This is a genomic window from Streptomyces sp. NPDC059668 (assembly GCF_042734135.1).
In the GTDB taxonomy this organism is placed as follows: Bacteria; Actinomycetota; Actinomycetes; order Streptomycetales; family Streptomycetaceae; genus Streptomyces.
The window spans coordinates 51,828-70,797 of record NZ_JBHWEL010000049.1; the positions used below are offsets into that span (position 1 = coordinate 51,828).

Genomic DNA, 18,970 nt, shown 5'->3' on the forward strand with positions numbered 1-18,970 from the left:
CTCGCGGGCGGGGGGCCCCCCGCCGCGGGGGGGGGGCCGCCTCGGGGCCCGCCCCCCCCCCGGGCCGGGTGAGGAGCGGGACCGGCGAAGTCGGTCACGGCGACCGGTTCCGACGCCGGCCAGGCACGCCGTCCTGACGCCGGATCAGACGGCCGGTACCGGGTAGGTCGGGTACTCGACCCCGGAGACGTGCTGGACGACCCGGATGACCTGGCAGGAGTAGCCGAACTCGTTGTCGTACCAGAGGTAGAGGATCGCGTTGTCGCCGTCGACCTTGGTGGCGCCCGCGTCGACGATCGAGGCGTGGCGTGAGCCGATGAAGTCGCTCGACACCGCGTCGGGGGCGGTGGTGAAGTCGATCTGACGCTTGAGCGGCGAGGTCAGCGACACCTCGCGGAGGTGGTCGAGGACCTCCTCGCGGGTGGTCTCGCGCCCCAGCCGCAGGCTGAGGATGGCGATCGAGACGTCCGGCACCGGGACGCGGATCGAGCTGCCCGTGATGGGGGCCTTGAGGTCGGGCAGCGCCTTGGCGACGGCGGAGGCGGCCCCCGTCTCGGTGATGACCATGTTGAGCGGCGCGGAGCGGCCCCGGCGGTCGGAGCTGTGGTAATTGTCCAGCAGGTTCTGGTCGTTGGTGAACGAGTGGACGGTCTCCACATGACCGCGCAGGACGCCGTACTCGTCGGCCATCGCCTTCAGCGGCGGGACGATCGCGTTGGTGGTGCAGGAGGCGCAGGACAGGATCTGCTCGTCCGGCTTGATCGTGTCGTGGTTGACGCCGTGCACGATGTTGGGGACGTCGCCCTTGCCGGGCGCGGTGAGCACCACCTTGTCGATCCCGGGGCGCAGGTGCTTCGACAGGCCTTCGCGGTCACGCCACTTGCCGGTGTTGTCGATGAGGATGGCGTCCTTGATGCCGTACGCCGTGTAGTCGACCTCGCTCGGGTCGCCGGCGTAGATCACCTTGATCTCGTTGCCGTTGGCGATGATCGTGCTGTTCGCCTCGTCGACGGTGATCGTGCCCTGGAACTGGCCGTGGATGGAGTCGCGGCGCAGCAGCGAGGCGCGCTTGACGATGTCCTGGTCCCCGCCCTGGCGGACGACGACGGCGCGCAGCCGCAGGCCGTTGCCGGAGCCGGCCTTCTCGATCAGCAGGCGGGCGACGAGGCGGCCGATGCGGCCGAAGCCGTAGAGCACGACGTCACGGGGCTCGCGGCGCTCGATCTTGCCGGCGCCCGTGGCACCGGCGACGGCCCTCGCGGTGAACTCCGGTACGGAGAGCCCGAGATCGTCGCTCCGGTACGTCGCGGCGAGCATGCCGAGGTCGATCTGGGAGGGTCCGAGATCCAGCGTGGTCAGCGCCTGGAGGAACGGCAGCGTCTCGGTGACGGAGAGCTCCGCGCCGGCGATCTGCCGGGCGAACCGGTGGGTCTTGAGAAGGCTGACCACCGACTTGTTCACCAAGGAGCGGCTGTGGAGGAGGACCGTGACGTCCCGCTCCCGGTGCAGCTTCCCGATGATCGGGATCATCGACTCCGCGATCTCCTCGCGGGTCTTCCAGTTGGTGAACGCGTCGTCATTGACAGTCACAGGTCTATCTTTCGAGCTAGGCGGTGCTCATATGGTAACCCGCGCGTTCTTTCGATCATCCGAGGGGTGTACGGCCGGGGTCGCGAAGGGATACGAAGACAGGAGTCATGATCGAGGGACAGCGCGGAGCGGGGCTCCGCCCGCCGGAAGGAGGCACGCATGACACGTCCGGTCACTGTGGTCACGGGTGGCAGCCGGGGGATCGGCGCCGCGATCTGTGCCCGCCTGGCGGCGGACGGGCACGACCTGGTGGTGGGTTACGTGCGGGACGGCGCGGCCGCGGAGTCGACCGCCACGGCCGTCCGCGCGGCGGGGTCGCGCTGTGTCACGGTACGGGTGGATACCTCCGACGCGGACGACGTGGAGCGGCTCTTCGACACGGCGGAGGACCGGCTCGGGCCCGTCGGCGGGCTGGTGAACAACGCGGGTGTGACCGGTCCGCTCGGGCGGCTCGCGGACACGGACCCCGCGGACCTGCGCCGCGTGGTCGACGTCAACCTGCTGGGCACGCTGCTGTGTTCGCGGCGGGCCGCCCGGTCCATGGCGGCCCGGGGGAGCGGCGTCATCGTGAACGTGTCCTCGGCGGCGGCGACTCTCGGCAGCCCCGGGGAGTTCGTCCACTACGCGGCGACGAAGGCCGCCGTCGACGCTCTGACCGTGGGTCTCGCCAAGGAGCTCGGCCCGGACGGCATCAGGGTCAACGCGGTCGCGCCCGGCATGATCGACACCGAGATGCACGCGGCCATGGGCGACCCGGGCCGCGCCGGGCGCGCCGCCTCCTCGATTCCCCTCCGCCGGGTCGGCCGGGCGGACGAAGTCGCCGCCGCCGTCTCCTGGTTGATGTCGCCCGACGCCTCGTACGCCACGGGGGCGGTGCTACGGGTGTCCGGCGGGCGGTGAGCCGCCGACGAACGCGGGGCGGCCCCTGCCCGACCCGTGTTCCGTCACGGGCGCGGGCGCCGGGCGGTGATCCCGTGCGATCGGCACAGTGGCCCCCTTCGCCGTCGGGATGCGACCGAAGACCGTACGGACGTGATGACGACAGCCCTTAGGGCCGCGACTCTGCCCCTGCGGCCCTGGGAACGTGGCCGTCCTCCGTGCGAACGTGGTGGGCTTGGTCGTCTTTGATGCCGGAGGAAGCCGTATGGGGCTGGCCCATGACGAGAACACCACGACGGGGAAGGGGCCGGCACCCCGGCGCCCGCGAGCGAGTCCCGTGTCCGCCGGAACGGCCGTGCAACGGATGCTCGAGCTGCAGAGCCGTAGCGGGAACACGGCCGTCGCCGAGATGCTGCGGCGGGCCGGGCACCCGGGAGCGCAGGACCAGCATCGGCACGGGCTCGGATGCGGGCATCAGGCGCAGGAATCTCCGGTGCAGCGTTCCTCGGACGGCGCCGGTGTCGCGCGCGCCGAGGAGGAGGACGGACACGTCCACGGCGGGGTGCGGGACACCGGTCCGGAGGGGCAGGGCGCCCTGCTGGCCGCCGCCATGAACTCGTCGAGCGAGTCGCTGCCTTCGTCGGTGGTGGCGAAGGCCGGGGCGTTCTATCAGAACGAGGCGCTCTCCTCCACCCGCGTCCACCGTGACGCGGTGGCCCAGCGTGCCACGGCGGCGCTGGGGGCCCAGGCCATGACCGTCGGCCACCACATCTTCCTCTCGGCCGGGGCCGCAGGCGACGAGAAGCTGATCGGCCACGAGCTGAGCCACGTCGACAAGAACCTCAGGGGCGTGCCCGAGACGGGCCACGGCAACGGCGCCGGAGTCACCGTCACCGACCCGAAGCAGGACTCCGAACGGGCAGCGGAGAGGGACGGCCACGCCTACGCCGCGGGTGAGACGACCGCCCCTTCCGTCACCGCCCCGCGCCCAGCGGCGAGCGGCTCGCGCGAACCCGTCCAGCGGACGCACGAACCGGTCCAGCGGATGATGGAAACGGGGGAGCAGTCGGAGGGGTCCCAGGACGGGAGGCGGATCGCTCTGCAGGATCAGCCACTGGCACTGAGCGCCGAAGACCATATCGCAGCGCTGCCCGAAGACAGTGAACAGGAAGTTTATCTGAAGCGCGGTGTGACGCCCACGCAGCGGAAACATCTCCAGAAGGAGGTGATTCGCGGCTCTTTCGTCAGCCTCCCGAAGATGGTCCGGAAACCTGACGAGCACGCCACAAAGCCCGAGCGTGAGCATGTCGAGGGATACGTGAGCCAGCACCGGAACGAGGAGACCGCGAGCCTGATCGAATTCTCCACGGATGCTGAGATAGCAAGCAAATTCGCGTCGGAGGCCCGGTTCGGGTACGTGCTGACCATCCGGATCCAGAGAAAGTATCTCGCGAAGGGCGCCACCGGCTCCGAGCACGGCTGGATCGCGAAGCAGGGCGCTCCCTACGACATCGTCGGGATCGAGCGGAAGGACTCGCTCGAGGAAGGCGTGGCCCCGCTGACCGAGAGCGAGTTCCGCGAAGCGGTCAAGAAAGAGGAAATGGCCGAGTACCTGCTCAAGGTTCAGGACCCGGCAGCGTTGGCGGCCCATATGAGTCAGTTCGAGGCGGGAAAGAAGAAGGAGGAGGCCATGAAGATTCTCGGCTACAAGAAGTCGGTGTTCCAGGACTGACAATCCGGCCGTGGAGCGTGGGACCCGTCCCCGAACGGCGGCAGCGGGAACCGCCCGGAGCGAAGCGACGCGTCGTGCGAGGCCGGACCCTGACGCGCGCCGTCGCCGGCCCCGGAGGGCGATCCCGGTTCTCGTGCCGCTCGGGTTGTTCCCGCGGACCGTGCGCGGTGTTCGCGCGGACAGTGCGCGGTGCTCCCGCGGACCGTGCGCGCCGCCCGGCACGACATCCTGCGGAGCGGCGGGGCTCAGGCCGCCTCGATGACCTCTCCGCGGATCGCCTCGGCCCATTTCACGACCAACAGCTCGTACTCCGCGCGCTCCTGGGCGGACAGGGAGCCGCCCGAGCGCATCCACAGGGCGCGGATCTGCTCGTTCAACGCGGCAGCGGACCGCACGGAACCAGAGAACGTGAAGTCGGGGGACATGCGCACCAGCCTAGGGGTACGGGCTGACACTCCGCTACCGGTCGGCTACGCGCGCCGTATGTGGTTCGTCACGGCCTGCGTGCCCCGCCCCGGGGAGCCGGGCCCGAACCGGGCCGACCCCGCTCCCGGGGGACCCCGGCGGGCCCGCTCGGCCGGCGGACGCCGACCGTGGTGAGCCCGGGGCGTTCGCCGGCCGAGAGCGTGTCCGTGTCCGGCCGGCCGTCCGGAGATCCGAGGCCCGCCCCGCACCGGGGCGGGCGCTCGCGCGTCCGGCCGCGCGCTCCTGACGCATGCCCGTGCGAGCGACCTGGGCTACTTGTAGAAGACGGCCACGCCTCCATGGTGCGAGCAGGCGCCCTGATGGTGCGCGGCGTAGGAATAAGTGCCGTCGTTGCAGCGGGCCGTGGCGCCGTTTCCGGCAACGCTGGAGCCGCCCGAGGAACTTGAGCCGCCGCTCCCGGACGACCCGCCGGACGAGCCGCTCCCGGACGAGCCGCCGGACGACCCGCTGCCGGAGGCGGCCTTCGCGGTGACGGTCACCTTCACCTTGACCGTCTTCGTGGCGGTCACCGTGGGCGCGGGCTTCGGTGTCGCGGTCTCCGTCGCCGTGGCTGTCGCGGTGACGGTGGCGGCGGGCCGCACCTTGTCGGCAGCGGCCTTCGTGGTGGTGCCGTCCTGACCGCCTCCGCCGGCGGCGCTGCCGAGGGCGAAGGCGAGGCCGATGGCGGGCAGCACGTACCGCTTCCGGGCCCACCTCGGTCTTTCCGGCCGCGGGGCGGGCGTGTTCGGTGCGGGCGGCCCGAATCCGGGCGGCCCGTATCCGGGCGGCGGCGGAGGCTGGTTGTACGACATGGTCCCCCCAAGGACGTTTCGTGGTGGGGAGACCGTAACGGGAGGTGTGAAGGAAGTGTGAGCGTCGTGCGGGGGCGGTGACACAGTTGTGACCGTTCACGGCCGGGCCGGCGGGGCCGTCCGGGCCGGTCACCGCGGGTGCGGGAGCTCCCCGGGTTCGACCGGCACGACCTTCACATCCGTGCGTCCGTCACCCCGGAAAGCGCTGACGGAACGACCGTGAACGACCGCCTCAGCCCGCGGACTCCGCCGCGTGAGGGCTCAGGACATCCGCGCCGACGAGGGCGATGATGACGATGCCCAGCGCGATCCGGTACCAGACGAACGGCATGAAGCTCTTGTGGGAGATGAACTTCATGAACCACGCGATCACGGCGTACCCGACCACGAAGGCGATGACCGTCGCGAAGATGGTCGGTCCCCAGGAGACATGGCCGCTCTCGGTGGCGTCCTTCACCTCGAAGGTTCCCGAGGCGAGCACGGCCGGCATGGCCAGGAGGAAGGAGTAACGCGCCGCCGCCTCGCGGGTGTAGCCCATGAACAGGCCGCCGCTGATGGTCGCGCCGGACCGGGAGACGCCGGGGACCAGGGCCATCGCCTGGCAGAGGCCGTAGAGCAGGCCGTCCTTGGTGTTCAGGTCCTCGATGGTCTTGCGCTGCTTGGGGGCCCGGTGCTTGCCGCCGGACTCGTCACGTGCCGCGAGCCGGTCCGCCACGCCGATGACCACGCCCATCACGATCAGCATGGTCGCGGTGACCCGCAGATCGCGGAACGGACCCTCGATCTGGTCCTTGAGCGTCACCCCGAGCACGCCGATCGGTATGGACCCGACGATGACGAGCCAGCCCATCTGGGCGTCGTGGTCCCGCCGCATCGCCTTGCTCGTGAGCGAGCGGAACCACGCCACGAGGATCCGGCCCACGTCCTTGCGGAAGTAGATCAGCACCGCGGCCTCCGTGCCGAGCTGCGTGATCGCGGTGAAGGCCGCTCCGGGGTCGTGCCAGCCGGAGAACGCCGCGGTCAGGCGCAGATGCGCGCTGGAGGAGACGGGGAGGAATTCGGTCAGCCCCTGGACGAGTCCGAGGATGAGGGATTCAAACCAAGACATGAAGTGAGGTGGTCCAAGCGCTGATCGAGGACGGCCGAGGGACACGCCGTGTCGCGGTTCGCGGTGCGCGCTGATCACGGGTGTTGCAGGCAGCGTAGCGCCCCGCACGGGCCGTACTGCCACGGGGGTTTGCCTTTACTAGAGGAACTGTTCGATTGGTCGTACGAACGTGGGAGCCTCCGTGGCGCGGGACGGCCCGCCCGGTCCCGGTGGCCGGGGTGTTGACCCGCTGCCGCGTCGCCGCATACGTTCCCTCGAAGGGGAAAGCGCTTGCTGTCGCCGGTTCCGCCCCCAGGGGACACCACGCGCTGGCCATCGTCCGACGTCACGTCCGGCGTCACGTCCGATGGAGCGCTGATCAGGTACATGAGCACATCCCGCCGAGCGACCGCCGGCCCCGAGCCCTCCTCGAACGGGCTCCGGACCCCGCCGAACCGCCCCGCGACCCCGTTCGACGGCCGCCCCCTCAGGGTCGCCGTCATCGGCACGGGCTCCATCGCGCGCGGAAGTCATGTCCCCGCGTTCGCCCGGCTCGCCGAGGAGGGCGAGACGGAACTCGTGGCCGCCGCCGACACCGCCGAGGACGCCGTCCGGGAGTTCTGCGCCGCGGCCGGCATCCCGCACGCGTACACCGATCCAGACCGGATGCTCGCCGAGCGGCGGCCCGACCTGGTCGCCGTCTGCACCCCGCCGGCCCTGCACCGCGATCAGACCGTCGCCGCGCTGCGCGCCGGGGCCTGGGTCTGGTGCGAGAAGCCGCCGGTGCTCACCCTGGCCGACTTCGACGCCGTCCGGGCTGCGGAGGGTGAGGGCGAAGGCCCCTACGCCGCCGTCGCCCTCCAGCACCGGTCCGGCTCCGGCGCCCGGCACGTGAAGCGGCTGCTCGCCGAGCGGGCCATGGGCCGCCCGCTCGTCGCGCACTGTCAGACCACCTGGTACCGGGACGCCGACTACTACGCAGTGTCCTGGCGCGGCCGCTGGGAGACGGAGGGCGGCGGCCCCGCGATGGGGCACGGGATCCACCAGATGGACCTGCTGCTCGATCTCATGGGGCCGTGGAGCGAGGTGCGGGCGATGGCCGCCCGCCTGGTGCACGACGTGGAGACCGAGGACGTCTCGACCGCCCTCGTCCGATTCGAGAACGGCGCGCTGGCCACCGTCGTCAACAGCGTCCTGAGCCCGGACGAGGTGAGCCGCATCCGCGTCGACTGCGAGCGCGCCACCGTCGAACTCACCCATCTGTACGGGTATGCCAACGCCGACTGGCGCATCACCCCGGCACCGGACGTGCCGCGGGAGGACGTGGCGGTCTGGCGGGACTTCGGGGCGGACGTGCCGAGTTCGCATCTCGCCCAGCTGCGGGAGCTGGTCGCGAGCATGCGCGCGGCCGAGCGGCCGCGCAGCAGCGGCGCCGAAGCGCGCGCCGGCCTGGAACTGATCACCGCGCTCTACAAGTCGGCGTTCACGGGCACGACCGTCCGCGCGGGCGAGGTCGGGCCCGGCGATCCGTTCTACACGGCGCTGCACGGCGGCGTCCCCGGCTGGGCGCCGCCCGCCCCGGCGGCGTCCCCGCCGTCCACCGGGCGGTCCGCGCCCACCGCGACCCGGGAGGTGACGGCATGAGCGCGTCCGCCGGGGAGGGCCTGCGGATCGTCCACGCGCACGGCGACCGCGTCACGGTCGCCGACGCCGCCACCGGAGTCGAGCTGCTGAGCTACGTCTACCGTGCCGAGGCGGCGTGGGAGGCCCCGAAGCCGTATCTGCACCCGCTCAGGACGCCGGCGGGCGCCGTCGTCACTGACTACCGGCCCCACGACCACCGCTGGCACAAGGGCCTGCAGATGACGGCCTCGCACCTCTCCGGCCAGAACCTGTGGGGCGGCAACACCTACGTCCACGGGCGGGGATACCTCGAACTCCCGGAACGGGTCGGTTCGATGGCGCACGCCGGCTTCGACGAGGTCGGGTCGGACGGCGGCCGCGCGGTCATCGCGGAGCGCCTCACCTGGCATCCGCACGACGGTGAACTCTGGGCCGAGGAGGAACGCCGGGTCGAGGCGCACGACCTCGACCACGCGTCCGGTTCCTGGGCGCTCACCTGGACCACGGCGGTCACCAACCGGCGGACGGAACCGCTGCGCTTCGGCAGTCCGACCACGGCGGGGCGGGAGATGGCCGGTTACACGGGCCTGTTCTGGCGCGGGCCGCGCGCCTTCCGCGGCGGACGGATCCTCGGCCCCGACTCCGAAGGGCCCGGCCTGATGGGACGGCAGGCGCCCTGGCTCGCGTATTCGGGCGAGCACGACGGGACCGACGGCCACGCGACGCTCGTCTTCGCGCACGCCCCCGGGAACGACCATGCCGGGGAGTGCGGCGGGCACCCGGCGCACTGGTTCGTACGCGACGAACCGTTCGCCGCCGTCGCCCCGTCGTTCGCCTTCTACGACGAACTGGAACTCGCCCCGGGGGACACCCTCACCCGGCGCTACCGGGTGGTCGTGGCCGACGGGGCCTGGGAACGCGAGGAGATCGCCGAGTACCTGGAGGAGCACCCGTGGTGAACGGCTTCGAGGAGCTGCCGGGCTCCACCGGCCTGCCCGGTGCGGTCGCGGTCTCGCACCTCCGCGTCTACGACTGGCCCGCGGCCGACGGCGTGTCCGGCGGAACCCCGCACGTCCACCTCACCTGCTCGGAGGCGTACGTCGTCACCGGCGGCCGGGGCGCGGTCCAGACGCTGACGGCGTCCGGGTACGAGGTCACGCCGCTCACGCCGGGCACGGTCGCCTGGTTCACGCCCGGCACCGTCCACCGGCTCGTCGACGAGGACGGTCTGCGCATCACCGTCCTGATGCAGAACGGCGGGCTTCCGGAGGCGGGCGACGCCGTGCTCACACTGCCCCCGGAGTATCTGACCGACCCCGGGACGTACGCCGCCGCGACGGCCGTCCCGGGCGACGCGCCCGAGGAGGAGCGGGAACGGATCGTCCGGGCCCGGCGCGACCTGGCCGTCGAGGGCTACCGCGCGCTGCGCGCCGCGGACGGTCCCGAGCGGCTCGCCGCGTTCCACCGGGCCGCCGCCGCGCTGGTGCGGCCCCGGCTCGCCGAGTGGCGCGAGCGGTGGCGGCGCGGTGCCGAGGCCGCCGCCGCGGTCACGGGTGAGCAGCTCGCCCGGCTGGAACGCGGCGACGTCTCCCACCTCGGCGAGGCCCTCGTACGGTCCGAACAGCCCGCCGCGTACGGCCGCTTCGGGATGTGCGGCCGGCTGGACGTCTACGAGGGGACCGGCTAAGGGCTGTCCCGTAATCCCCGGTGGATCAGCGCGCGGCGTCAGATGCGGTGCATCGCAAGGCGGAGGGTCGTCCTCATACTGGGTGTATTCGGGCGATCCGACAACGCGGCGAGGTGCCGTAGCTATCGTCGTGCGCCCGCCGGGGATTACGGGACAGCCCTTAGGCGGACCGGGCGGGGCCGGACGGGAGCGGCCGGGGCGAGGGGTCACCGGCGGCGGCGCCGGGAAACCTGTGCGCGGCCCGCCGCGGGTCACGTGATCGCGCCACCGCGGGTCCCGTGCCGGGGCTCCGGGTCCCGTGACTACGTCCCCGAGGGTCCCGTCACCGTCCAGCCCGGGTACTGCGGGTGGGCCGTGAGATCACCCTGCCCGATCTCCTGGCCGCACTCCCCGCAGACCACTTGCGGGACCAGCTCGTGGCCGCAGGTGTGCTCCATCACCATCGGGCGGAAACCGTCCTCCTGGAGATGACGGTCGCCCCACGCCATCAGCGTCAGCAGCACCGGTTGCAGCTCCCGCCCGGCCCGCGTGGCCCGGTACTCGTAGCGCTTCGGGCGGTCGCTGTACTCGGCCTTCTCCAGCACGCCGATGTCGACGAGTCGCTTCAGGCGGGCGGTGAGCACGTCGCGCGGGGCGCCGATGTTGCGGGCGAGCTGGTCGAAGCGGGTGACGCCGAGGGAGACCTCCCGCATCACCAGCAGGGAGTACTTCTCGCCGACGAGGGCCAGGGTCTCGGCGATCGAGCAGGGGCGGGGGTCCTTCATGCCCTCAGTCTAAAGGGTGGGTTGGAATGTCCAACTCGCTGGGTTACTCTGGAGTCACTTAGCAAGTTTGGAATGCAAACTCGATGAGTTCGGAGAGCAGTCATGCGTGATGCCGTCATCGTGGAAGCCGTCCGCACGCCCGTCGGCAAGGGCAAGCCGAACGGTTCTCTCGCCCATGTCCACCCCGTGGAGCTCCTCGCCCACACGCTGCGCACCCTCGTCGAGCGCTCCGGGATCGACCCGGCGCTGATCGACGACGTCATCGGCGGCACCGTCACCCAGGTCGGGGAGCAGGCCGCGAACCTCACCCGGTACGCGGTGCTCTCGGCCGGATTCCCCGAGACGGTGCCCGCGACCACCGTGGACCGGCAGTGCGGGTCCTCCCAGCAGGCCGTGCACTTCGCGGCGCAGGGCGTCCTGTCGGGGGCGTACGACATCGCGGTGGCCTGCGGGGTCGAATCCATGAGCCGTGTGCCGATGGGGTCGAACATCCTCGGTACCGAGGGCCCCTTCGGCCCCGGGATCGCCGAGCGCTACCCCGAGGGCCTGGTGCCGCAGGGCATCAGTGCCGAGCTGATCAACGCGAAGTGGGGCCTGTCGCGTGAGCAGCTGGACACGTACGCGGTGGGTTCGCACCAGAAGGCGGCCGCGGCCTGGGACGCCGGTCTCTTCGACGCCGAGGTCGCTCCCCTTCAGGGCGTGACCCGTGACGAGAGCATCCGGCCCGCCAGCACCACGGAGACACTCGCCGGGCTCAAGCCCGCCTACTACCACCCGGCCGTCGCCGAGCGCTTCCCGCAGATCGACTGGTCCGTCACGGCGGGCAACGCGAGCCCCATCAACGACGGCGCGTCGGCCGTGCTCATCATGTCGGGCGAGACCGCGGCCCGCCTCGGCCTGCGCCCGCTGGCGCGCCTGCACAGCTTCGCCGTCACCGGATCCGACCCGCTGCTGATGCTCACGGGCGTCATCCCGGCCACCGAGAAGGTGCTCCGCAGGGCCGGGCTCTCGCTCGGTGACATCGACCTCTTCGAGGTGAACGAGGCCTTCGCGAGCGTCGTCCTGGCCTGGCAGCAGGAGACCGGCGCGGACCTCTCCCGGGTCAACGTGCACGGCGGGGCGATCGCGCTCGGCCACCCGCTCGGCGCGAGCGGCACGCGGCTCACGACCACCCTCGTGCACGCCCTGCGCGCCCGCGGCGCCCGCTACGGACTCCAGACGATGTGCGAGGCGGGCGGGCTCGCCAACGCGATGGTGCTGGAGGCGGTCTAGCGCGGACGGGCCGGCTCGTACCGGCCCCGGGTTCCCGGGCGTTCGGCGCGGCCGTCGAGGTCCCGGGTTCCGGGGCGTCCCCGCGCGCCCCGGAACCCGTGGTGTCAGTGTCCGCGCAGGTGGTGGCGCTTGCGCCAGGCCACGACGGCGCCGGCCAGCGCGGGCAGCGCGATGAAGCCCATCGCGATCAGGAAGGCGGGCGAGGTGGGCGCCGAGGCCCGGGCGCCGGCGACGGCGTACGCGGCGGTGTTCGGGACCGACCCCAGGGCAGTGGCCAGGAGGAACGGCAGCCAGCCCATCCGGGAGACGGCGGCGCAGTAGTTCGCCGCCCAGAAGGGCACTCCGGGGAACAGACGGGCCATCATCATCGTGCGGAAGCCGTGCCGGCTGAGCTGCCCGTCGGCCGCCTTCAGCCAGCGCGCGCGCAGCAGCGGACGCAGCGCGTCCTGCCCGAGGATCCGGCCGAGCCCGAAGGCGATCCCGGCGCCGAGCACCGTACCCGCGAGCGCCGTGGCGAGGCCGAGCTGGGAGCCGAACAGCGCGCCGGCGGCGAGGTTGAGCAGCGGCCGGGGCACGAACGCCACCGTGCACAGCCCGTACGCGACCCCGAAGACCAGGGCGGCCGCCGCACCGCTGAGCTGCGGTGGCCAGCCGTCGGAGAGCAGTCGCTGGGGTTCGAAGAGCAGCACGCTCGCCGCGGACGCGGCGAGTAGCGCCAGCAGCAGGGAGAGCCGGGACCAGGGCGAGAGCAGGACTCTCGTGCACCGTGCGGCGAGGCCCGTGGGAGTGGAGACGGCGAGCTCCGCGGCGAGCGAGAGCTCCGTGGCGGGGGCCGCGGGGACGGCCGTGGCGGTGCCCCCAGAGCGGGTGGTGGCATCGAGCATTCGGCGACAGTAACCGACCCGTGTGTGTGATCGCCGTATGGTCCGTCTCATGGGGGTCACAGCTTCCGGAACGTCCGGTGCCCGGTTCGAGCTGTCGGACGGCGGCCCTCCGGGCAACGGTGCCGGTGCGGCGCACCGGCACCGGCGTCGTGGCGGTTGATCCGCAACGCCCCGCGGCCGCACGGGCGTACAGGAACGACGACGCCCCCTCCGGGGTCTGACCACGCCCGTTCGCGGCGGCCCCTCCCACACGGCTCCTCCCGTCACCGCGGCCCCCGCGGACACGTACCGCACCGTCGTGGCGGTAGGCCGCCGGCCGCGTAGGGAGCGCCGGTTCCGCCGCTCCACCTTCCATCCGGTCGTGCGACCGTGTGAGCCAACTCTCCTCCGGATGCCCGCCGGTGGCCCGTCGTCAGCGCACCGGCCGCCGGACCGCGCGTCCCTGACGAGCCGCCAGCACCACACGCCGTCGCCGGAACCGAGCGCCGGAACCGGCCGCGAGAACCGGCCGCGGGAAAAACCGTTCGACGTGGCCGGACATGTCGGCGATGATCGCCTCATGTTCCGGTACGCCTTCCTCCTCGCAGCGTCCGCAGTCGCGGACGCGCCGAAGGCTGCCGTCCCGATCATCGCGGCAGCCGTCGACGGCGCCCGAAGCTGACCCTTCCCGGATTGTCCGGCGGACCCCGCAGGGGGAGGGTCGGCAGGTCCTCGGGGTCCCCGTCCCGGCCATGAGCGCCGGGACCCTCCCTCAGCTCCGCTGACACCGAAGAGGCTTCGAGGTACACCCATGCCCAAGACGGCTTACGTGCGGACCAAGCCGCACCTGAACATCGGCACCATGGGTCATGTCGACCACGGCAAGACCACCCTGACCGCCGCCATCACCAAGGTGCTCGCCGAGCGCGGTTCCGGCACGTTCGTGCCCTTCGACCGCATCGACCGCGCCCCGGAGGAGGCCGCGCGCGGCATCACCATCAACATCGCGCACGTCGAGTACGAGACCGACACCCGGCACTACGCGCATGTCGACATGCCGGGCCACGCCGACTACGTCAAGAACATGGTCACCGGCGCGGCGCAGCTCGACGGGGCGATCCTCGTCGTCTCCGCGCTCGACGGGATCATGCCGCAGACCGCCGAGCACGTGCTGCTCGCCCGGCAGGTGGGCGTCGACCACATCGTCGTCGCCCTGAACAAGGCCGACGCGGGGGACGAGGAGCTCACCGACCTCGTGGAGCTGGAGGTCCGCGACCTGCTCTCCGCGCACGGCTACGGAGGCGAGTCCGTCCCCGTCGTCCGGGTGTCCGGTCTCAGGGCGCTGGAGGGGGACCCCCGCTGGACCGGGGCGATCGACGCGCTGCTCGACGCGGTGGACACGTACGTGCCCATGCCCGAGCGGTACGTCGACGCGCCGTTCCTGCTCCCGGTCGAGAACGTGCTCACCATCACCGGGCGCGGGACCGTGGTCACGGGCGCCGTCGAGCGCGGCACGATCCGGGTCGGCGACCGTGTCGAGGTGCTCGGCGCCGCCGTCGACACGGTGGTCACGGGTCTGGAGACCTTCGGCAAGCCCATGGCGGAGGCGCAGGCCGGGGACAACGTGGCGTTGCTGCTGCGCGGGGTGCCCCGGGACGCCGTACGGCGCGGGCACATCGTCGCCGCGCCCGGCAGCGTCGTGCCCAGCCGCCGCTTCTCGGCGCGGGTGTACGTCCTGTCGTCGGGCGAGGGCGGACGGACGACGCCGGTCGCCACCGGGTACCGGCCGCAGTTCTACATCCGTACCGCGGACGTGGTCGGCGACGTCGACCTCGGCGAGCGGGCGGTCGCCCGGCCCGGCGACACCGTCACGATGACGGTCGAGCTGGGGCGCGAGGTGCCGCTGGAGCCCGGCCTGGGTTTCGCGATCCGTGAGGGCGGCCGGACGGTCGGCGCGGGCACGGTGACGTCGGTCGGCTGACGGCCGGGGGAGAGGTGCGGGGGACACGGGTGCCCGTCGCGAAGGCGGCGGGCACCCGTTCGTCCGGCACCCCGTGCGGGACCGGGGCGGCACAATGGACGCGTGGACGAGCCGATACCCGTGATGCGGGCCGTGGATCACGGGACCGCCAAGCTGATGCCGGACGTCGACCGGAAACGGGCCTGGCTGTTGACGGTCGACGGGGCACCGCAGTCGTACGTGGACCTGGACGAGCCCACGCATCTGGAGTTCGAGTACGCGCGGCGGCTCGGGCACGTGCTGGACACGGTCGTCGCGCCGGGGCAAGAACCGGACGTGCTGCACCTCGGCGGGGGCGCGCTGACACTGCCCCGCTACGTGGCCGCGACCCGGCCGGGCGCACGTCAGGACGTGGTCGAGGCCGACCGGGGTCTGCTGTCCCTGATCGGCGAGCACCTGCCCGTGGCCGACGACGCCGGTATCACCGTGCACGGCGCGGACGCCCGGGAGTGGCTCGAATCAGCCGCGCCCGCCTCCGTCGACATCGTGATCGCGGACGTCTTCGGCGGCTCGCGCGTCCCCGCGCACCTGACGTCCACGGCGTACGCGCACGCCGCCGGGCGCGTCCTGCGCGACGACGGTGTCTACCTGGCCAACCTCGCCGACTCCGCCCCCTTCGCCTTCCTGCGCTCCCAACTCGCCACGTTCTCCACGGTGTTCGAGGAACTGGCGGTGATCGCCGAACCGGGCGTGCTGCGCGGACGGCGGTTCGGCAACGCGGTGCTGGTGGCCTCCCACCACCCGCTCGACACGGCCGCCCTGGCCCGCCGAACGGCCTCCGACGCGTTCCCGGCGCGGGTGGAACACGGCTCCGCGCTTCGCAGATTCATCGGCGGTGCCGCACCCGTCCGCGACGAGGACGCGGTCCCCTCACCCGAGCCGCCCGGCGGCGTCTTCGGCATCGGCTGACGCGCGTACGTCCGCCAGGGGCGATGACGCACGCCGTGCGTCCGCCGACGGCGATCCCTGTGCCACGGGCTTGGTCCGCCGGGTCAGATTCCGTACGTCCGGTACGAACAGCACCGCCGCCGTGACCACGACGACCAGCGCCGAACAGCTCCACAGGGCTGCGGTCCGGCCGAACGCCTGCTCAGCCGGGCCCGCCAGGGCCGTGGCCAGCGGCACCATCGCGATCGAGCCGAACCAGTCGTACGCCGAGACGCGCGAGAGCTTGTCCTCGGGGATCTCCTGGTGCAGCGCGGTCATCCACGAGACGCCGAACACCTCTATCGCCGCCCCGCTGACGAACATCACGGCGCACAGCGGCACCACCGGCACCGGCACCGCGAGCGCGGCGGCGGGCGCGGCGAGCGGGAAGACGCAGAGGGTGCCCGCGAGCAGCAGCCGGCGTGGCTTCCAGCGGGTCATCAGCAGCGCGCCGCCGACCGTGCCCGCGCCGAACGCGCCGAGGGCCAGACCCCAGGGCCCGGGCCCGCCGAGGCTGTCCCGGGCGACCAGTGGACCGTAGACCGCGTCGGCGGCGCCCACGACCGCGACGACCACGGAGAACTGGGCGACGACCGTCCACAGCCAGGGCCGTCCGGCGAACTCCTGCCAGCCCTCGCGGAGGTCGGAGAGCAGTCCGCCGCCGGGCCGGCGCGGCGGTATGTGGCTCACGTCGAGGAACGAGCGCAGCGCCCCGGCGAGGGCGAACGCCACCGCGTCCACCGCGAGCACCCAGCCGGGCCCGATCACCGCCACCAGGGCCCCGCCGAGCGCGGCCCCGCCGAGCCCCGCGCCCTGCATCGCCATCCGGAACATGGCGAACGCGCGGCTCGCCTGCTCTCCGTCGACCGACGACATCAGCATGCCCTCGGCGGCCGGACCGAAGAACGCCTGCCCGGTGCCGCCGAGCGCGGACAGCAGCAGCATCTGCCACAGCCGCGGTTCGCCGGACAGCACGAGAAGCGCGAACGCGGCCTGCGAGACGCAGTTGAGGGCGTTGGCCGCGACCATCACCCGATGGCGCGGCAGCCGGTCCGCCACCGCGCCGCCGATCAGCAGGAAGAGGACCAGCGGCAGTGTCCGCGCCGCCGCCACCAGGCCGACGTCACCGCCGTCGCCGCCCGTTTCGAGCACCGCGAACGCCGAGGCGATCAGCGCGCCCTGGCTGCCCAGGTTGGTGATGACCGCGGCGGCGGTCAGCAGGGAGTAGTTCCGGCCCGCCCAGGAGGGACGGCGAGGGTGTCGACGGAGGTCGGGGGCAGAGGTCACCGGGTCACTTTCGCCGCCCGGTGCCCGACTTGCCAAACCCGGGGCGGGCCGTCCGGAGACCGCTCAGGCCTCCGGACGGCGGCTCAGCGCTTCCCGGCGTCGCCCACGCCCCGCCGGCTCACCGTCCGACGCCCGTGAACCCGCCCGTTCGGCGTGCGACGCCCGTGAACCCGCCGGTTCGGCGTGCGTCCGTCAGGACCCGGTCGGCTCGCCGTGCAGCCGGACCGTGCTCAATATCTTCCGGACGGTGGCGTCGGGGACCTCCTCGCCGACGCCCTTCGCGCCGTAGAGCGTCCAGGACACGAAGTCGCCCGCCGAGTTCTTGAAGGCGAACGTGGTGGCCTTGCCGTCCGAGTCGCACTTGCCCTTCTTCGGCACGCCGGTCGAATAGGTCGTCGCGACGCTGCCCGTGATGCCGGAAGCCGTCGTGTACGCCGTGGGCTTGCCGATCCTGAGCAGTTTATTCGAGGTTTCCTTCTGGTCGGTGTAGCCGCCGAACACCCACCAGGCGGAGTCGTTGCGCGCGACGTCGTCGGTGTTCTTGGCGCCGCTCTGTCCCTTGGTGCCCGCGCCGGCCAGCGCCGTGTCGTCCGTCCGACCGTCCTTGTCGTCGTCGGACGTGCACCACTTCTCCTTGAGGAAGGCGGGCGCGGACATGCCGATGACGGCGGAACCGTCGCCCTTCTTCTTGTCCTCGAAGCCGATGAAGGTACCGGGCGTGAGGACGTTCCAGTCGGCCGGCACGTCGAACGCGGTGCCCCACTTGGGGTTGACGACGACCTTCCAGCCAGCGACGGTCGGCTTCTCGTCGTCGGTGCCGCGCGGGTTGTCGTCGCTCCCGCTCGCGCTCGGCGACGTCGAGGCGGACGTCTTCGGGGACGTGGAGGTGGACGGACCGCCGCCCGCGTCGTCGTCCTTGCCCTTGCCGCCCAGGACGAGGAAGCCGGTGACGCCCGCCGCGATCACGACGGCCGAGGCCGCGACGATGGCGGTGACCTTCGTCCTGTTGCCGCCGCCCCCGTTCCCGCCCCCCGGGCCGCCGGGCGCCCCGGGCGGCTCCGGGACGGTCCCCCACTGCGGCTGCCCGTACGGATTGGGCTGCTGGTATCCGGGCTGCTGATACGGATTCGGCTGCTGGTACCCCGGCTGCTGGTAGGGGTTGGGCTGCTGCGGATTCTGGTTCTGCGGGTTCTGCTCGCCCCCGGGCGGCTGCTGTCCTGGCCACATGGGCAGTAACCCTAGTAGCGGCTGTGACACGTTTCGGTCACTGCTCTTCTTCAGGCATGTACCGGTCAGGGATCGAGGGCGGATCTTTTCGTTTTCTTCACATGGCCGGGTGCTGGTCAAGATTTTCTACTCATGGGTAACATTCGGGCATGAGCGCAGACCAGATGACGATCGGCGAGATGCTCGCCGCCACGGTTCCGATGGCCCGGACCCTCAACCTCGAGTTCGTGGAGACCACGCCGGAGAAGGCCGTGGTGAGCCTCCCGGACCAGAGCGAGTACCACAACCACGTCGGCGGGCCGCACGCCGGAGCGATGTTCACCCTGGGCGAGTCGGCGAGCGGGGCGATCGTCCTCGCCGCCTTCGGGGAGCAGCTCTCGCGTGCCGTGCCGCTCGCGGTGAGCGCCGAGATCGCCTACAGGAAGCTGGCGATGGGGCCGGTCACCGCCACCGCGACCCTCGGCCGTCCGGCCGCCGACGTCGTCGCCGAGCTCGACGCGGGGCAGCGCCCCGAGTTCCCCGTCGCCGTCGCCATCCAGCGCGCGGACGGCGCCGTCACCGGCGAGATGACCGTCGTGTGGACCCTGCGACCCAACGGCTGAGCGGACCACCCGCGACGGGGGGGGGGGGGGCCCCCCCCCCCGGCCCCGCGGGGGGGGGGGGCCCGCGGGGGCGCCCCGGGTGTGCAAGGGCTCGGGGGAGACCGAGCGCGGGCGGGGGGGGACTCAGTTGTGT

Annotated in this window: 17 protein-coding genes; 9 read left to right on the top strand and 8 right to left on the bottom strand. The window is 72.3% G+C overall.

The annotated features are described in order from the left end of the window. Nucleotides 1–144: 144 nt before the first annotated feature. Nucleotides 145–1,590, bottom strand: coding sequence for a glyceraldehyde-3-phosphate dehydrogenase (locus ACFV2J_RS28875; RefSeq protein WP_385093465.1), 1,446 nt, complete (start codon nucleotides 1,588–1,590; stop codon nucleotides 145–147). A gap of 159 nt (nucleotides 1,591–1,749) precedes the next feature. Here ACFV2J_RS28875 and ACFV2J_RS28880 point away from each other — a divergent pair, with 159 nt between their 5' ends. Beyond that, nucleotides 1,750–2,490 (top strand): SDR family NAD(P)-dependent oxidoreductase, encoded by a 741-nt coding sequence (locus ACFV2J_RS28880; protein ID WP_385093462.1) that lies wholly within the window; start codon nucleotides 1,750–1,752, stop codon nucleotides 2,488–2,490. Between the two features lie 343 nt (nucleotides 2,491–2,833). Further along, a complete protein-coding gene (locus ACFV2J_RS28885) occupies nucleotides 2,834–4,201 on the top strand; it encodes a DUF4157 domain-containing protein (protein ID WP_385093461.1) in 1,368 nt (455 codons plus the stop codon). Between the two features lie 245 nt (nucleotides 4,202–4,446). Here the strand turns inward: ACFV2J_RS28885 and ACFV2J_RS28890 are convergent, their stop codons facing one another. The 3 genes from ACFV2J_RS28890 to ACFV2J_RS28900 form a co-directional block, all read right to left on the bottom strand. Further along, nucleotides 4,447–4,626: a hypothetical protein gene (locus ACFV2J_RS28890; protein WP_153291819.1), complete on the bottom strand. Its 180-nt coding sequence runs from the start codon at nucleotides 4,624–4,626 to the stop codon at nucleotides 4,447–4,449. Between the two features lie 312 nt (nucleotides 4,627–4,938). After that, nucleotides 4,939–5,361 carry a DUF3761 domain-containing protein gene (locus tag ACFV2J_RS28895; RefSeq protein WP_385093458.1) on the bottom strand — a complete coding sequence of 141 codons (423 nt, stop codon included), beginning with the start codon at nucleotides 5,359–5,361 and terminating at the stop codon, nucleotides 4,939–4,941. 349 nt (nucleotides 5,362–5,710) lie between these two features. Continuing rightward, complete coding sequence (locus ACFV2J_RS28900; protein ID WP_385093455.1) at nucleotides 5,711–6,586, bottom strand: undecaprenyl-diphosphate phosphatase; 876 nt, start codon at nucleotides 6,584–6,586, stop codon at nucleotides 5,711–5,713. Between the two features lie 366 nt (nucleotides 6,587–6,952). Here ACFV2J_RS28900 and ACFV2J_RS28905 point away from each other — a divergent pair, with 366 nt between their 5' ends. The 3 genes from ACFV2J_RS28905 to ACFV2J_RS28915 are packed head-to-tail and all read left to right on the top strand — an operon-like array spanning nucleotide 6,953 to nucleotide 9,875. Beyond that, on the top strand, nucleotides 6,953–8,209 hold the full coding sequence (locus ACFV2J_RS28905; RefSeq protein WP_385093452.1) for a Gfo/Idh/MocA family protein: 1,257 nt from the start codon (nucleotides 6,953–6,955) through the stop codon (nucleotides 8,207–8,209). Continuing rightward, the gene (locus tag ACFV2J_RS28910; protein WP_385441365.1) at nucleotides 8,206–9,147 is read left to right on the top strand and encodes a PmoA family protein; all 942 of its coding nucleotides are present in this window, start codon (nucleotides 8,206–8,208) and stop codon (nucleotides 9,145–9,147) included. Before ACFV2J_RS28905 ends, ACFV2J_RS28910 begins: the two co-directional genes overlap by 4 nt. Then, a complete protein-coding gene (locus tag ACFV2J_RS28915; RefSeq protein WP_385098301.1) occupies nucleotides 9,141–9,875 on the top strand; it encodes a cupin domain-containing protein in 735 nt (244 codons plus the stop codon). Before ACFV2J_RS28910 ends, ACFV2J_RS28915 begins: the two co-directional genes overlap by 7 nt. 302 nt (nucleotides 9,876–10,177) lie before the next feature. Here the strand turns inward: ACFV2J_RS28915 and ACFV2J_RS28920 are convergent, their stop codons facing one another. Beyond that, nucleotides 10,178–10,639 (bottom strand): winged helix-turn-helix transcriptional regulator, encoded by a 462-nt coding sequence (locus ACFV2J_RS28920; RefSeq protein WP_385098052.1) that lies wholly within the window; start codon nucleotides 10,637–10,639, stop codon nucleotides 10,178–10,180. Nucleotides 10,640–10,741: 102 nt separating this feature from the next. Between ACFV2J_RS28920 and ACFV2J_RS28925 the strand changes: the two genes are divergently transcribed. Continuing rightward, nucleotides 10,742–11,911: a thiolase family protein gene (locus ACFV2J_RS28925; RefSeq protein WP_385098049.1), complete on the top strand. Its 1,170-nt coding sequence runs from the start codon at nucleotides 10,742–10,744 to the stop codon at nucleotides 11,909–11,911. A 104-nt stretch (nucleotides 11,912–12,015) separates the two neighbouring features. Here ACFV2J_RS28925 and ACFV2J_RS28930 read toward each other — a convergent pair whose 3' ends face one another. Continuing rightward, entirely contained in the window at nucleotides 12,016–12,795 is a 780-nt protein-coding gene (locus tag ACFV2J_RS28930) for a TVP38/TMEM64 family protein (protein ID WP_385098500.1), read from the bottom strand. A 790-nt stretch (nucleotides 12,796–13,585) separates the two neighbouring features. On the opposite strand from ACFV2J_RS28930, the gene tuf reads away from it, so the two are divergent. Next, entirely contained in the window at nucleotides 13,586–14,755 is a 1,170-nt protein-coding gene (gene tuf, locus ACFV2J_RS28935) for an elongation factor Tu (RefSeq protein ID WP_385095182.1), read from the top strand. 102 nt (nucleotides 14,756–14,857) lie between these two features. Next, nucleotides 14,858–15,703, top strand: a complete 846-nt coding sequence (locus ACFV2J_RS28940) for a spermidine synthase (protein ID WP_385095179.1) — start codon at nucleotides 14,858–14,860, stop codon at nucleotides 15,701–15,703. Here ACFV2J_RS28940 and ACFV2J_RS28945 read toward each other — a convergent pair. Next, on the bottom strand, nucleotides 15,665–17,008 hold the full coding sequence (locus ACFV2J_RS28945) for an MFS transporter (RefSeq protein ID WP_385095176.1): 1,344 nt from the start codon (nucleotides 17,006–17,008) through the stop codon (nucleotides 15,665–15,667). The genes ACFV2J_RS28940 and ACFV2J_RS28945 overlap by 39 nt on opposite strands. Before the next feature lie 192 nt (nucleotides 17,009–17,200). Continuing rightward, nucleotides 17,201–18,235: a hypothetical protein gene (locus ACFV2J_RS28950; RefSeq protein WP_385095173.1), complete on the bottom strand. Its 1,035-nt coding sequence runs from the start codon at nucleotides 18,233–18,235 to the stop codon at nucleotides 17,201–17,203. 149 nt (nucleotides 18,236–18,384) lie between these two features. Between ACFV2J_RS28950 and ACFV2J_RS28955 the strand changes: the two genes are divergently transcribed. Then, nucleotides 18,385–18,837, top strand: coding sequence for a DUF4442 domain-containing protein (locus ACFV2J_RS28955; RefSeq protein WP_385095170.1), 453 nt, complete (start codon nucleotides 18,385–18,387; stop codon nucleotides 18,835–18,837). Nucleotides 18,838–18,970: the final 133 nt, after the last annotated feature.

What these genes read in the sequence shown, in the direction of transcription:
- ACFV2J_RS28880 (WP_385093462.1), top strand. Translation starts at nt 1,750, where the DNA reads ATGACACGTCCGGTCACTGTGGTCACGGGTGGCAGCCGGGGGATCGGC.
- ACFV2J_RS28885 (WP_385093461.1), top strand. Translation starts at nt 2,834, where the DNA reads ATGCTCGAGCTGCAGAGCCGTAGCGGGAACACGGCCGTCGCCGAGATG.
- ACFV2J_RS28890 (WP_153291819.1), bottom strand. Translation starts at nt 4,626, where the DNA reads ATGTCCCCCGACTTCACGTTCTCTGGTTCCGTGCGGTCCGCTGCCGCG.
- ACFV2J_RS28900 (WP_385093455.1), bottom strand. Translation starts at nt 6,586, where the DNA reads ATGTCTTGGTTTGAATCCCTCATCCTCGGACTCGTCCAGGGGCTGACC.
- ACFV2J_RS28905 (WP_385093452.1), top strand. Translation starts at nt 6,953, where the DNA reads ATGAGCACATCCCGCCGAGCGACCGCCGGCCCCGAGCCCTCCTCGAAC.
- ACFV2J_RS28910 (WP_385441365.1), top strand. Translation starts at nt 8,206, where the DNA reads ATGAGCGCGTCCGCCGGGGAGGGCCTGCGGATCGTCCACGCGCACGGC.
- ACFV2J_RS28920 (WP_385098052.1), bottom strand. Translation starts at nt 10,639, where the DNA reads ATGAAGGACCCCCGCCCCTGCTCGATCGCCGAGACCCTGGCCCTCGTC.
- ACFV2J_RS28925 (WP_385098049.1), top strand. Translation starts at nt 10,742, where the DNA reads ATGCGTGATGCCGTCATCGTGGAAGCCGTCCGCACGCCCGTCGGCAAG.
- ACFV2J_RS28930 (WP_385098500.1), bottom strand. Translation starts at nt 12,795, where the DNA reads ATGCTCGATGCCACCACCCGCTCTGGGGGCACCGCCACGGCCGTCCCC.
- tuf (WP_385095182.1), top strand. Translation starts at nt 13,586, where the DNA reads ATGCCCAAGACGGCTTACGTGCGGACCAAGCCGCACCTGAACATCGGC.
- ACFV2J_RS28950 (WP_385095173.1), bottom strand. Translation starts at nt 18,235, where the DNA reads ATGTGGCCAGGACAGCAGCCGCCCGGGGGCGAGCAGAACCCGCAGAAC.
- ACFV2J_RS28955 (WP_385095170.1), top strand. Translation starts at nt 18,385, where the DNA reads ATGAGCGCAGACCAGATGACGATCGGCGAGATGCTCGCCGCCACGGTT.